Source organism: Pseudomonas sp. 21LCFQ010, from assembly GCF_024129905.1.
Lineage (GTDB): Bacteria > Pseudomonadota > Gammaproteobacteria > Pseudomonadales > Pseudomonadaceae > Aquipseudomonas.
The window spans coordinates 69,551-84,301 of sequence record NZ_JAMYDZ010000005.1 but is presented as its reverse complement, the minus strand read 5'-3'; the positions used below and the strand labels follow the sequence as shown (position 1 = coordinate 84,301).

Below are 14,751 nucleotides of genomic sequence, written 5' to 3'. Positions count from 1 at the left end.
CTTTCAACCCAAACCTGGAGAGAAACCTCAAACAAGGGTGCAGTGACGCTCTATAACGCCATCACGGCACCAGCCACTGGCCAGACTGTCGGGCCAGATGCTCGGTAAGCCGGTTCAGAAACTGGCCGCCATTGCGCCAGTGATGCCAGTACAGCGGCACTTCGATACTGTGCCCGGGCAACAGATCCACCAGTTGCCCGCCGCGCAACTGTTCGACCACTTGCAGATCAGGCACCAGCCCCCACCCCAGTCCGGCCTCCAGCATACGCACGAAGCCTTCCGAGGACGGGCACAAATGATGCTCGAAACTGTCGTGCAGACCAAGTGAGGCCAGATAGCGATGCTGCAAGGTATCGTCAGGGCCGAAGACCAGCACCGGTGCCTGAATCAGCTTCGCCGCTTCGATGCCATCGGGAAAATGCCGGGCGATAAAGCGCGGGCTGGCCAACGCCAGGTAGCGCATTGAACCCAGCCGCAGGCTGCGGGCACCGGCCACCGGCCGCTCGCTGGCACACACACAGGCTGCCACTTCGCCGGCGCGCATGCGTTTGAGGCCCACCTCCTGGTCCTCGACCACCAGGTCCAGCATCAACCGATGGGCGATACAGAACTCACCAACCGCCGCCGCCCACCAGGTGGCCAGGCTATCGGCATTGAGTGCGATACGCAGCCGCTCGGGCAGGCCGTCTTCATCCAGGCTGGGAACCTGGCCTTGCAGGTCGCGCTCCAGCAAGCGCACCTGCTGGACATGGTTGAGCAGGCGCCGGCCTATATCGGTTGGCCCCGGCGGCGTAGTGCGCACCAGCACCGGCTGACCGACGCGCGCCTCCAGCAGCTTGATGCGTTGTGAAACAGCTGACTGGGATAACCCCAACACCTGCGCTGCGCGCTCGAAGCCGGCTTGTTCGACCACTGCTGCCAGCGCCGCGAGAAGCTTGTAATCGAACATCATTTTTCCTAATGAGTGATGACGATGATTGATTTTTCTTATACAGGCAATCTGCGCAGAATCGCCAGTCAAAACCCGGATCTGGACACTCTCATCATGTGGCAAAGCTATTTTAACGGCCTGCTGGTCGCCCTCGGCCTGATCATGGCGATCGGCACCCAGAATGCCTTTGTTCTGGCCCAGGGATTGCGCCGTGAGCACCATGTGCCGGTGGCATTGCTGTGCATCTTCTGCGATGCGGTGCTGGTCGCCGTCGGCGTATTCGGTCTGGCCAGCGTACTGATGCAGAACCCCACCCTGCTGACCGTCGCCCGTTGGGGCGGGGTGTTGTTTCTCACCTGGTATGGTTTGCAAGCCTTGCGCCGCGCCTGCGCCCGACAGAGCCTGGCGCACGGTGCCGGTCAGGGGACGCGCTCGCGGCGGGCAGTGCTGCTCAGCGCGCTGGCCGTGACACTGCTTAACCCCCATGTGTATCTCGATACCGTACTGTTGATCGGCTCGCTAGGGGCCCAGCAGAGTGTGCCGGGCGCTTATGTTGCCGGCGCTGCCAGCGCATCGCTGATGTGGTTTTCCGCACTGGCGATCGGGGCTGCATGGCTGGCGCCCTGGCTGGCCCGCCCAACGACCTGGCGGCTGGTCGACCTGATGGTCGCGGTGATGATGTTCAGTGTCGCCATACAACTGATACGCAATGTTTGAATCGATTAAAGGGTGCGTTGGATACGCCAGCGGAACCTCTATTCCATACAGTTGTTACGTGGTTAAGCCGCAGGCCCGGTGCTATGATCCGGGACCTGCGCCGCATAAGAGTGGAAAACTCCCGGCGCAACGTTGTTGAACGGCCGCACCGTGAGCGGCCCAGCGATTGACGCACTCGACCTGAAAGGAGATAGACCATGGCTTTTGAATTGCCGCCGCTGCCGTATGCCAAAGACGCACTGCTGCCGCACATTTCCGCTGAAACCCTGGAAATTCACCACGACAAGCACCACAACACCTACGTCGTGAACCTGAACAACCTGGTCCCTGGTACCGAGTTCGAAGGCAAGACCCTGGAAGAAATCATCAAGACTTCTTCGGGCGGTATCTTCAACAACGCGGCCCAGGTCTGGAACCATACTTTCTACTGGGAATGCCTGTCGCCAAATGGCGGCGGCGAGCCTACCGGCGCACTGGCCGATGCCATCAACAGCTCGTTCGGCTCTTTCGAAAAATTCAAGGAAGAGTTCAGCAAGGTCACCATCGGCACCTTCGGTTCCGGCTGGGGCTGGCTGGTCAAGAAAGCCGACGGCAGCCTGGCGCTGGCCAGCACCATCGGTGCCGGCAACCCGCTGACCAACGGCGACACCCCGCTGCTGACCTGCGACGTCTGGGAACACGCTTACTACATTGACTACCGCAACCTGCGTCCAAAGTACGTTGAAGCGTTCTGGAACCTGGTCAACTGGGACTTCGTGGCTCAGCAGTACGCTGCCTGATTCCCCGCTCCCCCAACAAAAAACCCGGCGCGTCCGGGTTTTTTGTTGTCCGCATTTTGGCACCCTTTTTTGCGCCTTGGCGCACACCGGTGACCGCCGGACGCTCTGGCAGGCGGGTTATGAAAAAAACGGGAAAAAGATTGAGCAGCCCGTCACAGACTAGAATAGAGGCACACTTTTTAGCTCATCAGAAAGCGATGGCGTAGTAATGTCACTTTTTGTATTTTGCTGGTTCCCGCTCAAGTTCCATACCTGTGTGTCCGACACAGTGATATGCCCGACTCCCGCAAACCGGTCGGCATACGTCGCGAGTGGGCGAGCCTGATGAGTCGCTCCTTGAACCACAGGCAGTTCGAATGGTTATCGAAGAACGCTAGGTTCCCGAAACGGATTAAGGAATGACCACTTGAAGCTGGAACTCAAACACAGCCTGTCAGTGAAGCTCTTGCGCGTCGTACTGCTTTCAGCGCTGCTGGTAGGCGTTGTGTTGAGTTGCGCCCAGATTGTCTTCGATGCCTACAAGACGCGGCAGACGGTCGCCGCCGATGCCGAACGCATCCTTGATATGTTTCGCGACCCGTCGACCCAGGCGGTGTACAGCCTGGACCGGGAAATGGGCATGCAGGTCATTGAAGGTCTGTTTCAGGACGCTTCGGTGCGCCAGGCCTCAATCGGCCACCCCAACGAGACCTTGCTGGCCGAAAAGGAACGCCCCCTCAAAAGTTCGTCCAGCCGTTGGCTGACTGACCTGATTCTTGGCCAGGAACGCAGCTTCACCACCCAACTGACCGGCCGTGCACCGTACAGTGAATACTACGGCGACCTGCGCATCACCCTTGACACCGCCCACTATGGTGAAAGCTTCCTGACCAGCGCCTTGATCATCTTCCTCTCCGGGACGTTGCGCGCACTGGCCATGGGGTTGGTGCTGTATCTGGTCTATCACTGGATGCTAACCAAACCGCTATCGAAGATTATCGAGGCACTGACCGAGATCAACCCTGACCGGCCAAGCGAACATCAGCTTCCTCAATTAAAAGGCCACGAAAGAAACGAGCTGGGCCTGTGGATCAATACCGCCAACCAGTTGCTGGCCTCCATAGAGCGCAATACTCATCTGCGCCATGAGGCGGAAAACAGCCTGCAACGCATGGCCCAGTACGACTTTCTCACCGGGCTGCCCAACCGCCTGCAATTGCAGCAGCAACTGGATCAGATTCTGGACGCCGCCGGCCGCCAGCAGCACCGCGTGGCGGTGCTCTGTGTCGGCCTGGATGACTTCAAGGGTATCAACGAGCAATTCAGCTATCAGGCTGGCGACCAGTTACTGCTGGCCCTGGCTGATCGTCTGCGGACCCACAGCGGTCGGCTGGGGGCACTGGCCAGGCTGGGCGGCGACCAGTTCGCACTGGTCCAGGCGGATATTGAACAGCCCTATGAGGCCGCCGAGCTGGCCCAGAACATTCTCGATGGCCTGGAAGCTCCCTTTGCGCTGGAACAGCAGGAAATCCGCCTGCGCGCCACCATCGGCATCACCCTCTATCCAGAGGATGGCGACAGCACTGAAAAGCTGCTGCAAAAAGCCGAACAGACCATGACCCTCGCCAAGACCCGCTCGCGCAACCGCTATCAGTTCTATATCGCCAGTGTCGACAGCGAAATGCGCCGTCGCCGCGAACTGGAAAAAGACCTGCGCGAAGCCTTGCCGCGCAACCAGCTGTATCTGGTCTATCAGCCACAGGTCAGCTATCGCGATCATTCGATCATGGGCGTTGAAGCCCTGATCCGCTGGCAGCACCCGGAACACGGCATGGTCCCGCCTGATGTGTTCATTCCGCTGGCGGAACAGAACGGCACGATCATCGCCATCGGTGAATGGGTGCTCGACCAGGCCTGCCGTCAGTTGCGTGAATGGCACGATCAAGGCTTCTGCGAACTGCGCATGGCAGTCAATCTGTCGACCGTACAGTTGCACCACAGCGAGCTGCCGCGGGTGGTCAACAACCTGCTGCAAATCTACCGCCTGCCGCCACGCAGCCTGGAGCTGGAGGTCACCGAAACCGGCCTGATGGAAGACATCAACACTGCCGCACAACACCTGCTAAGCCTGCGCCGCTCCGGCGCCCTGATTGCCATCGACGATTTCGGCACCGGTTACTCATCACTGAGTTACCTCAAGAGCCTGCCGCTGGACAAGATCAAGATCGACAAGAGCTTCGTGCAAGACCTGATCGATGACGATGATGATGCGACCATCGTGCGCGCCATCATCCAGCTGGGCAAGAGCCTGGGCATGCAGGTCATCGCCGAGGGGGTGGAAACCGCCGAGCAGGAAGCTTACGTCATCTCCGAGGGTTGCCATGAAGGCCAGGGCTACTACTACAGCAAGCCGCTGCCAAGTCGTGAGTTGCTGGCTTATCTGAAGCAGGCCAGACGCAGCAGTGCGCCAGCGTTCTGAGTCCCGCTGATAGACACCTCTGGCACACTGTATCCCGCCATCCTGTAAACATTAGTTACATCCGTTTGCGACCAACACGAATGTTTACCGGCGTTATGCCTTTACACCGAATGCAAATCTTTCGCATCATGTCGCAGTTTTCAGGGCGCCCGGCGCCCTCCCCCCCTTTCCCAGACGCAGGATTTCGTCATGATTCGTACGCCCCTGGCTTATGCCAGTCTGCTGGCCATCGCTATCTCTCTCGCCGGTTGCGGCGAAGGCAAGGACAAAGCAGCAGCGCCAGCCGCCAGCCCCGCTCCAGCCACTGCACCGGCCGCAGCGACTCCTGCTGCCGCGCCGGCAGCCGCTTCTGCCTCGCAACTGGACGAAACCGCTGCCAAAGCCGTAGTCGCCAACTACGCCGGTATCGTTTATGCGGTGTTCAGCGACGCCGAAGCCGGTGCCAAGAAGCTGCAGACGGCAATCGACGAATTCCTCGCCACCCCGAACGACAAGACCCTCAAGGCCGCTCGCGATGCGTGGCTGGCTGCGCGGGTGCCTTACATGCAGAGCGAAGTGTTCCGCTTCGGCAACACCATCATTGATGACTGGGAGGGTCAGGTTAACGCCTGGCCGCTGGACGAAGGCCTGATCGACTACGTCGCCAAGGATTACCAGCACGCGCTGGGCAACCCGGGCGCCACCGCCAACATCATCGCCAATACCGAGATTCAGGTAGGCGAAGACAAGGTAGACGTCAAGGAAATCACTGCCGAGACGCTGGCCAGCCTCAATGAACTGGGCGGTTCGGAGGCCAACGTTGCCACCGGCTACCATGCCATCGAATTCCTTCTGTGGGGTCAGGATCTGCACGGTAACGGCCCTGGTGCCGGTGAGCGTCCGGCCACTGATTACCTCGAAGGCGCTGGCGCCACCGGCGGCCACAATGAGCGTCGCCGCGCCTACCTGAAGGCGGTGACCGAGCTGCTGGTAACCGACCTCGAAGAGATGGTCAACAACTGGAAGCCGGGCGTTGCTGACAACTACCGTGCAACCCTGGAAGGCGAGTCCGGCGAAAACGGTCTGCGCAAGATCCTGTTCGGCATGGGCAGCCTGTCGCTCGGCGAACTGGCCGGCGAGCGCATGAAAGTCGCGCTGGAAGCCAACTCCAGCGAAGACGAGCACGACTGCTTCAGCGACAACACCCACAACTCGCATTACTACAATGGTCTGGGTATCCGTAACGTCTACCTGGGCGAATACACCCGTACCGACGGCACCAAGATCAGCGGCCCGAGCCTGTCGTCGCTGGTCGCCAAGGCCGATTCAGCCACCGACACCACCCTGCGCGCCGACCTGGACAGCACCCAGGCCAAACTGCAGGTCCTGGTTGACCGCGCGAACAAGGGCGAGCATTTCGACCAGTTGATCGCTGCCGGCAACACCGAAGGCAACCAAGTGGTGCGTGACGCCATCGCAGCCTTGGTCAAACAGACCGGTGCCATCGAGCAAGCCGCTGGCAAGCTGGGCATCACCGACCTGAACCCGGATAACGCCGATCACGAATTCTGATCACGTTGCAAGGTGCGTCATCCAATGCCGGTCAGTTCGCTGACCGGCATTTTTGTTTGTGAACACGCTTACTGGCCGCGTCAGGCTGCGACCTTTCTGCAAATACTGTAGGGCTATTCCTAAAGCACCTACAGCCCATTGCCCGCCTGCGCATCCCTGACGACTATCGCGCTTCTCGCATTTTTTGAAGCCGCGCCCATGTCCGAACTCGAATCCGGCCCCGCCAATCTTCCCTGGTCAAGCTGTAACGCCTTTGTGCTGTTCAACGCGGTCAACGTCCCACAACTGGCCAAAACGCTTTACCAGTGTCGGGGCGATATTGATGCGCATCCGGTGTTTCTGATGACCCGCTTCAAGGACCTGGTAGACAAGTCCCCCTACCTGGTGGCGATTACAGACAGCCATGATCCGGTCTATCAGTTGTTTCTCGAACAGGCAGACAAAGAGTGGGGCTTACTGCTGTTCAGCCAGGCAACGACAGACACCCTGCTCCAGCATCTGCGCTGGCTGCTGTTTGTCGATGAGCCTGGACGTAAGCCGACCTATCTGAATATCTCTGACCCGCTCGTCGCCAACGCCCTGTTTGGCCTGTATCCCCGGCACACGGATAACCGCCTGTTCGGCCCAATCGACCAGTTGTACGCCGTCGACGTCATCGATCAGCGCTGGATACGCCACATACGTGAGGGCTGCGCGGCATCTGATCATAACGCTGCCTTGTACTGCCTCAACCCGGCCCAGACCCAGGCCTTGGGTGACGCCGACCTGCGCATCAAGGTCGTCGAACTGGAGCAGCACATGCACCGGTTCTTTCCCGACTATTTGCCCGACGCCAGCCTGGCGCACCGCTACCAGCACTTGTACAGGCTTGCCCGGCAAGCCTGCGAAATGGGCTTCAGCACCGAGATTGATCTGTTTCATTACGCCAACGTCAGCCAGTTTCTCGACCGCCAGCCACCCGAAGCTCATGCCGATATCCGCCAACTGGTGCTCAACGTGTCGTCATTGACTCACTCCCAACGTATTCAGCAGGCCAACGCCCTGGTGGTGGAACGAGCGCGTACTGGAGCCCTCTCATGAGTCGCAAAACCACCTTGAGCCCGCTGGAAAAAGCCTACTGGGAGGCGCGGGCAAAAAGTCATCTGGAAGTGATGAACAACGTCAGTGCCTGCCCGCTGACGGGGGACAAGGTGCAACTGATCCCGCTTCGTTACGGGCGAGTGGAGCGCCTGCACAGCAAACCCGACGGCGAGCGTTATCGAAACCTCAAAAGGCCGCTGGGTCTGCGCCTGGTCCGCGACGGCTACCTGTACATCATTGAAGAAAGCAGCCGCCTGCTGCATGAATACCGCCTTGCCGACGGGCTATTGGAGGAATGTCTGTGGCGGGGTGGCGAAGTCACTCAGGATCTGCGCCAGACACCGGTTGGCGAACCCGAGCTGATTTTCGCCAAAGACGCCATGTTGCATGTGGCGTACGCCGAGCTGCAATGGAGCGCCGCCAAGTGCTCACAGGTGCTGCACAGCACAGCAGACCGCTACTACTTCATGCAACAAATCCATCTGGCCAAGGCCGACTGCCAGCATGGCGGCAAGCATCTACGGGTCGAGATGCAGGTTGCGCTGCAATTGGCAGAAGTCGCTGAACCACCTGCGGCCCAGTGCGCCGTACCCGGTACGCCTGAACAGGAGCGTGAAGACTACTGCTGGGAGCACCAGAGGCTGTTTCGTGAGGCCCATATCGGTGAGCTGAAGCAGATTCTGGTGAGCCGCTACGAGCACGACCATCTCTACCTGGTGCTCGAAGACAGCCTGGGCATTCTGCAGGACCTGGCCCAGGAGCAAGACACGATCGTCGATTGGATCAGCAATTGGCGCGAAGAGCACGACAACGAACTGCGTTACATCACCGCCAGCTACATCGACACCCTGATGACCGTGGGTGAACACACCGCGCGCAAGACCCCGGCCGACCTTCCCCTCCTGCTGCACGCCACCACCGAACAGGAGCGCACGCGGATCTATGCCTGGGTCAATGCCCGCAACAAATGGCTCTGGGAACACCGCCAGGACCTGACACCGCCCTATCGGCACGGCATTACTTACTCAAACCGGGGAGAAGTCATTCCCATGCAGACACCTGCTACGCAGTTGGCCAGACAAACCATGGACCTGCGTCAGCAAGAGATGATCAAGGCGCTGGGCAAGCAGCGTTATGAGGACCTGAAAAGTGAAATAGAGGCACTCAACGACACCAGTCAGGGCGTCTTGAATGGTGTTGGGATCGGCGCCAGAGGTATTCACGACCTTGTTCGCCATGAAGAGATGCAGAGCTATCTGCAACAGGAACGTGCCCACCTCAAGCGCTGGCAGCAGCGTCTGGATGAGGTGAGCGAAGATCGTGTCGAACTGTTTGCCAGCGGCGAATTTCATCGCAGCGCCTGGTACTTCAACCCCGCAGAACGCAAAGGGCAACTGCACCACGCGCTGAGCCTCGAACAAAACTGCATGCGCGACCTGTGCCGCACTGACGAAGGCCTGCGCAAGGTGGGCGAATTCTTTGACAACAATCCGCATTTCATCTTGCCGGCTTTTCAGACCCGGCTGGATGTCAGCTACCTGAAAACCAAGGTGGGCGACCTGACCAAGTGGCTGGACGACACGCGCAACTTCACCTCCGGCCTGGCCGACGCCAGCAGCCGGCTCGCGCAAATCGAACGGATCATGAACAACCACTGGTCCACCAGCCTGAACCTGCCACCGCAGTTGCAGGCGCTGCATCAGGGGGTTCTGGCCAGCTACATCCCCGCCATTGCCAACAGCCTGAATGACTGGCACGCGCAAACCCAGTCACTGCTCGACAGCCAGGACCTGAAAGCGCATCTGGACAAGATGGCCCAGGCCACCAACCGCGCTCAACGGCTGGGCATGCTGGTCGCGCTGCAAACCGAAGGCCTGCATCTGCAAATCGCCAACGAGTCGGATATCGCAGAGTTCAAACAGCGCTTGGTGCGCTTTCATCAGTGGACGGAGGAAGAGACGCAATTGCGCCGAACGGCCAACCGTCTGAGAAAACGCGCCCAGAGCCGAAGACTGACACCTGAAGAGCGGTATGAAATAAAACAGGAAAGGCACCTTGTTCAGCAGAAACTTTCAACTGTCCGCCATCAACGAAGGGCGTTGGGGCGTTTGATCGACAGCTCGACATCACCGACCAATACCTTACCAAGTGGGTATATAGGGGTCAGGCTGGATATGCCAGAGTCACAACGCATGGCCTTGCAGGATGAGGTTCGTCGAGTACAGGCGGGGGCGCTTGGCGGATATGGTACTTCGGGAACTTATCGGGCGGCGTTCAAGAGTGGGTTGGTGCCTTCGATACTGAGCGTTTTTCAACTGATGAACTTGAAGTCGGCCGTGGAAACAGGGCTGAAAGATTCGAAAAAAGAGGGCTTTTCTTATGAAATTTTCCTTCCTATCTTTGTCGCGCTTATCAGCTTTACCAATAGCAGCCTGACCGTCTACCAACTGGCCAAGATTGCGATGCTGGACAGAACAATGGCAAGAGTAGCGACGCTTGCCAGCCACTCAGCAGGCGCTCTGCCTGCGGTCAAGATAGGCAAACTTGGCTTGGGTCTCGGTGGCGGCGTGGCCATATTGAACGTCATGCCTTCCGCCTACATACTCGGCAAAAATATGAGCAAGTGGCGCGATGCAATATCCACAGGCACATGGGAAGAACGCACCGCTGCGTTTATCGGCTTGAGTGGCGACCTGATCGCCTCAGGAGTCGCTGTAACTCAAAGTGGCGCTGCGGTTAAAGAATTTGGGGGATTACTGAGGGAAGTCCTCAAAGCCGATCCGTCACAGCGAAAACTGGTGGCCAATCAGGCGTGGGCTACCCGAGGGACCAGATTCTTAAGCATCTCTGCTCGCTTGAATCTTTGGGGGCTGGCCGCTCTGGCTCTACAGCTGGCCGGTGAGACGCTCTATAACTTCTACCATCTGGACCACTTGCAACGCTGGCTGGTCGGCTGCGTATGGGGCACACAACCTCAGGGATGGAGCGATGCTCAATCACGGCAGAAACTGGCAGAGTCGACCCTGCGCCCAACGATCATCGACAAAGGCATCGCAGAAGACCCTGCCACGCAAGAGTCGGCCAGGGTCTTGCAGTTAATCCTGCCAGCAATGACACCCGGCATGCTGGACAGCGACTCGCTGCGCTGGAGAGTCACCTGGCTGAACGGCCCGGACAAACGAGAGTTCAGCGAGTTTTTCCGGGAAATGCTGAGCATTGCAGGCGTCATGCCACTGACTCTACAACTCAGCATTCCCACGGAGCTTCAGGGACATCAAGTAACTCTGGAGTTATGCCTGGCGGTAAAGCCTGCGCTGGCCGAAGACTTCCTTAATGCGGACACCGGCTACCTGAATTATCGCGTTACGCTCACTCAGGATATGCCCAATAAATCGATCACCCCACTGATTGTGCCGCCCAGTATTACCGCTGAACTTCCTCCTACCCAGATCACCAGAAAATTTATCAATGACAACCGATAATAAATACGACCGGCTCCCTCGCGCCGGCGATACGGAGGACGAGCCAGGCCAGAAAGTTTTTTATCTGGCCCCACTGCCATTACCGACTGGAGTCAAACCGTTCAGTGGCAGGGAACTGCAAAAGAACGCTAACCAAACCTACATGGACTTTATGCTAGGCAAAGCTTCTTTTGAGCTTTCTATCAGATTTTTCATAGGCAGCATTTTAGGAATAAGCCTGCTCTATTTCTTGACTGCACTCGTCTTGGACTTATACATCTCTTTAGCATGGGATCGAACTTTCTCTGAGGTCATCATTATCGCGTTTACTGGAGGGAATTTCCTTCCAATTATTTTGGCACTTATAGCGTCAATCACCGGTCTCCCCATCCTCCACGCCATCTGGGTTCTGTCCCGTATCCCGCCCATCCGCTTCAACCGTCAGCGTCGCGAAGTGGCCTATGTGGCCAAGCGCGGTGACAAACCCTGCATCATCCCTTGGGAAAGTGTGATTGCCTGTCTCAGCAGCCGTCTCGTGCCAACCAAATATGGCACTCAGCAAAGCCACGAACTGCTGCTTTGCCTGCGCAATAGCGAAGCGACCCAGCAAATGTGGGTAAACATTGCCTGCTACAGCCCAGCCTTTGCCATCGCCGAGTGGGAGGCGATTCGGGTCTATATGGAAGAAGGCCCCGAAGCCTTGCCGGGACGCTTTATCGACCCCAAGTACGAAGAAGGGACGGTGGAATACTTTAAGCTGTGCCGCCATGTCTACCGCAGAGACCACAACTACCTCGTTTACCTGCTCGGCTTCGTGCTGATCCAGGGTGTCAGCGGCTGGCACCTGCCCTGCCGCCTGGCAGCCTGGATCAACGGCCTGCCGAGGAAAAGCCTGCCGCGTGAGGTTGCGCAATGGTCAAAGCCGTTGCCGCCCGAGCAATGGCAACAGCCCAGTGCTGAGCTGCTTGAACAGAGCAAAGAGGTGCACAAGGTGCTGCATCGGGGCAAGACCTTGGTTGATTACTTTAAAGAACTGTCCGCACCGCCCGAGACCAAGAGCAAAAAATCTTCGTCAAAGAAGTCACGCAAAAAGCAAATAACGATCGTCCTCGCCCCTGATTATCTCCCCCAAGATAGCCGCGAAAAGCCCATCAATGACAACCGATAATAAATACGACCGCCTCCCGCGTGCCGGTGATACTGAGCACGAGCCAGACCAGCAAGTTTTTTATCTGGCGCCACTGCCATTACCGACTGGAGTCAAACCTTTCAGTGGCAGGGAACTGCAAAAGAACGCTAACCAAACCTACATGGACTTTATTCTAGGCAAAGCTTCTTTTGAGCTTTCCATCAGATTTTTCATAGGCAGCGTTTTAGGAGTAAGCCTTCTCTATTTCTTGACTGCGCTGGGTTTAGATTTGGTCGGCGTTATAGCATTGGATCGTCCCTTTTTTGAAGTCATTGTAGTTATGTTCACCGGAGGCAATTTCCTTCCGATTATTTTGACACTTATAGCATCAATCACCGGCCTCCCCATCCTCCACGCCATCTGGGTCCTGTCCCGTATCCCGCCTATCCGCTTCAACCGTCAGCGTCGCGAAGTGGCCTATGTGGCCAAGCGCGGCGAAAAACCCTGCATCATCCCTTGGGAAAGTGTGATTGCCTGTCTCAGCAGCCGTCTCGTGCCGAGCAAATATGGCACTCAGCAAAACCACGAACTGCTGCTTTGCCTGCGCAATAGCGAAGCGACCCAGCAGAAGTGGATCAACATTGCCTGCTACAGCCCCGCCTTTGCCATCGCCGAGTGGGAGGCGATTCGGGTCTATATGGAAGAAGGCCCCGAAGCCTTGCCGGGACGCTTTATCGACCCCAAGTACGAAGAAGGGACGGTGGAATACTTTGAGCTGTGCCGCTATGTCTACCGCAGAGACCACAATTACCTCGTTTACCTGCTCGGCTTCGTGCTGATCCAGGGCGTCAGCGGCTGGCACCTGCCCTGCCGCCTGGCAGCCTGGATCAACGGCCTGCCGAGGAAAAGCCTGCCGCGTGAGGTCGCGCAATGGTCCAGGCCGTTGCCGCCGGAGCAATGGCAACAGCCCAGTGCTGAACTGCTGGAGCAGAGTCAGGAGGTTCAAAAAGTGCTGCGCTGGGGCAAGACATTGGTTGATTACTTTGAAGGCTTGTCCGCGCCAGCACCGACGAAGCGCAAACAACATTCGGCAAAGAATTCGTAACAGCAAATTGCACCAGCCCTCGTTAACGATAACTCCTCTTATTCCTGCCCCACAGGACTGTTAAGCTTGCTCGCCTTGAATTTCGGCTGTTTAAAGATTTCACATGACTGCGCCACTGCGTACATCTCTGGCTCTGCTGTTGACCCTGACTCTGAGCGGGTGCGATGAGGCGCCGCGTTTCACTCAGGCGGAGCCCGGCGAGGCGTTGTCGGGGGGGGCGGCGACGGTGCATCGCAGCGACCAGAATGCCTTTTCCCTGCCGTCGGCCAACCTGCCACCGGTACGCCGGCTGGATTTCAGCGTTGGCAACAGTTTCTTCCGCAACCCTTGGGTAATCGCACCGTCGACCACCACCGCCCGCGATGGACTCGGGCCGTTATTCAATACCAATGGTTGCCAGAACTGCCATATTCGCGATGGTCGCGGTCATCCGCCCGAGCCTGGTGACAGCAATGCGGTGTCAATGCTGGTCAGGCTGTCGATCCCCAACAGCGCAGGCTCTGCAGAGCAGCTGCAGCGTGGTGGGGTAGTGCCGGAGCCGGTGTATGGCACCCAGTTGCAAGATATGGCGGTGCCCGGTGTACCGCCGGAAGGTAAAGTCCGGGTCAAGTACGAGCCGCTGGTAGTCAGGTTTCGTGACGGCACCGAGGTCGAGCTGCGCCAGCCGACCCTGAGCATCACCCATCTGGGCTACGGCCCGTTGCATCCGGACACGCATGTTTCCGCACGCATAGCGCCGCCCATGATCGGCCTGGGTCTGCTCGAAGCCATCCCCGAGGCGGCGATCCTGGCTGGTGCCGACCCTGACGACAAAAATGGCGACGGCATTTCCGGGCGCCCCAACTGGGTCTGGGACGATGCCCGTCAGCAAGTCGCGCTGGGCCGTTTCGGCTGGAAAGCCGGCCAGCCCAACCTGAACCAACAGAATGTGCATGCGTTTTCCGGTGACCTGGGGCTGACCACAAACCTGCGTCCCATGGATGACTGTACAACGGCGCAAACTGCCTGCAAGGAGGCGCCAAATGGCAATGGCCCGAACGGCGAGCCGGAAGTCAGCGACAACATACTGCGTCTGGTGGAGTTCTATACCCGCAACCTCGGCGTACCGGCCCGGCGTGACGTCGAAGATGCGCAGGTGCTGGCTGGCAAGAACCTGTTCTTCAAGGCCGGCTGCGACCAATGCCACACCCCGCAATTCACCACCCGTGCCGATGCCGCCGAGCCGGAGTTGGCCAACCAGGTCATTCGCCCGTACAGCGACCTGTTGCTGCATGACATGGGCGAAGGCCTGGCCGATAACCGTACCGAGTTCCAGGCCACCGGTCGCGAATGGCGCACCCCACCATTGTGGGGGCTGGGCCTGACTCAGGCGGTCAGTGGCCATACCCAATTGCTGCATGATGGCCGTGCCCGCAATGTGCTGGAGGCGATTCTCTGGCACGGTGGCGAGGCTCAGGCAGCCCAGCGTCAGGTGCTGGCTTTCGACGCAGAACAACGTGCGGCCTTGCTGGCGTTCCTTAATTCATTATGATTGTGTCAA

The 14,751-nt window shown here is 58.4% G+C and carries 10 protein-coding genes; 9 read left to right on the top strand and 1 reads right to left on the bottom strand.

Annotated features, from left to right (window positions below; genetic code table 11):
- Positions 1-61 precede the first annotated feature (61 nt).
- Positions 62-952 carry a LysR family transcriptional regulator ArgP gene (locus NJC38_RS08230; protein ID WP_253113159.1) on the bottom strand — a complete coding sequence of 297 codons (891 nt, stop codon included), beginning with the start codon at positions 950-952 and terminating at the stop codon, positions 62-64.
- 93 nt (positions 953-1,045) lie between these two features.
- Here NJC38_RS08230 and NJC38_RS08225 point away from each other — a divergent pair, with 93 nt between their 5' ends.
- The 9 genes from NJC38_RS08225 to NJC38_RS08185 all read left to right on the top strand — a co-directional run bounded on the left by NJC38_RS08225 (position 1,046) and on the right by NJC38_RS08185 (position 14,742).
- Entirely contained in the window at positions 1,046-1,648 is a 603-nt protein-coding gene (locus NJC38_RS08225; RefSeq protein WP_045494343.1) for a LysE/ArgO family amino acid transporter, read from the top strand.
- 197 nt (positions 1,649-1,845) lie between these two features.
- On the top strand, positions 1,846-2,427 hold the full coding sequence (locus NJC38_RS08220; RefSeq protein ID WP_045488132.1) for a Fe-Mn family superoxide dismutase: 582 nt from the start codon (positions 1,846-1,848) through the stop codon (positions 2,425-2,427).
- Positions 2,428-2,833: 406 nt separating this feature from the next.
- Positions 2,834-4,885, top strand: coding sequence for a bifunctional diguanylate cyclase/phosphodiesterase (locus tag NJC38_RS08215; protein ID WP_045488129.1), 2,052 nt, complete (start codon positions 2,834-2,836; stop codon positions 4,883-4,885).
- Positions 4,886-5,074: 189 nt separating this feature from the next.
- Positions 5,075-6,436, top strand: coding sequence for an imelysin family protein (locus NJC38_RS08210; RefSeq protein ID WP_253113155.1), 1,362 nt, complete (start codon positions 5,075-5,077; stop codon positions 6,434-6,436).
- Between the two features lie 198 nt (positions 6,437-6,634).
- Complete coding sequence (locus NJC38_RS08205) at positions 6,635-7,516, top strand: DUF4123 domain-containing protein (RefSeq protein WP_253113153.1); 882 nt, start codon at positions 6,635-6,637, stop codon at positions 7,514-7,516.
- The gene (locus NJC38_RS08200) at positions 7,513-10,998 is read left to right on the top strand and encodes a toxin VasX (protein WP_253113150.1); all 3,486 of its coding nucleotides are present in this window, start codon (positions 7,513-7,515) and stop codon (positions 10,996-10,998) included. The genes NJC38_RS08205 and NJC38_RS08200 overlap by 4 nt, the downstream gene beginning before the upstream one ends.
- On the top strand, positions 10,985-12,145 hold the full coding sequence (locus NJC38_RS08195) for an ABC transporter permease (RefSeq protein WP_253113147.1): 1,161 nt from the start codon (positions 10,985-10,987) through the stop codon (positions 12,143-12,145). The genes NJC38_RS08200 and NJC38_RS08195 overlap by 14 nt, the downstream gene beginning before the upstream one ends.
- The gene (locus tag NJC38_RS08190) at positions 12,132-13,211 is read left to right on the top strand and encodes a hypothetical protein (RefSeq protein ID WP_253113145.1); all 1,080 of its coding nucleotides are present in this window, start codon (positions 12,132-12,134) and stop codon (positions 13,209-13,211) included. The genes NJC38_RS08195 and NJC38_RS08190 overlap by 14 nt, the downstream gene beginning before the upstream one ends.
- A 103-nt stretch (positions 13,212-13,314) precedes the next feature.
- On the top strand, positions 13,315-14,742 hold the full coding sequence (locus NJC38_RS08185; RefSeq protein WP_253113142.1) for a di-heme oxidoredictase family protein: 1,428 nt from the start codon (positions 13,315-13,317) through the stop codon (positions 14,740-14,742).
- The last annotated feature ends 9 nt before the right edge of the window (positions 14,743-14,751 follow it).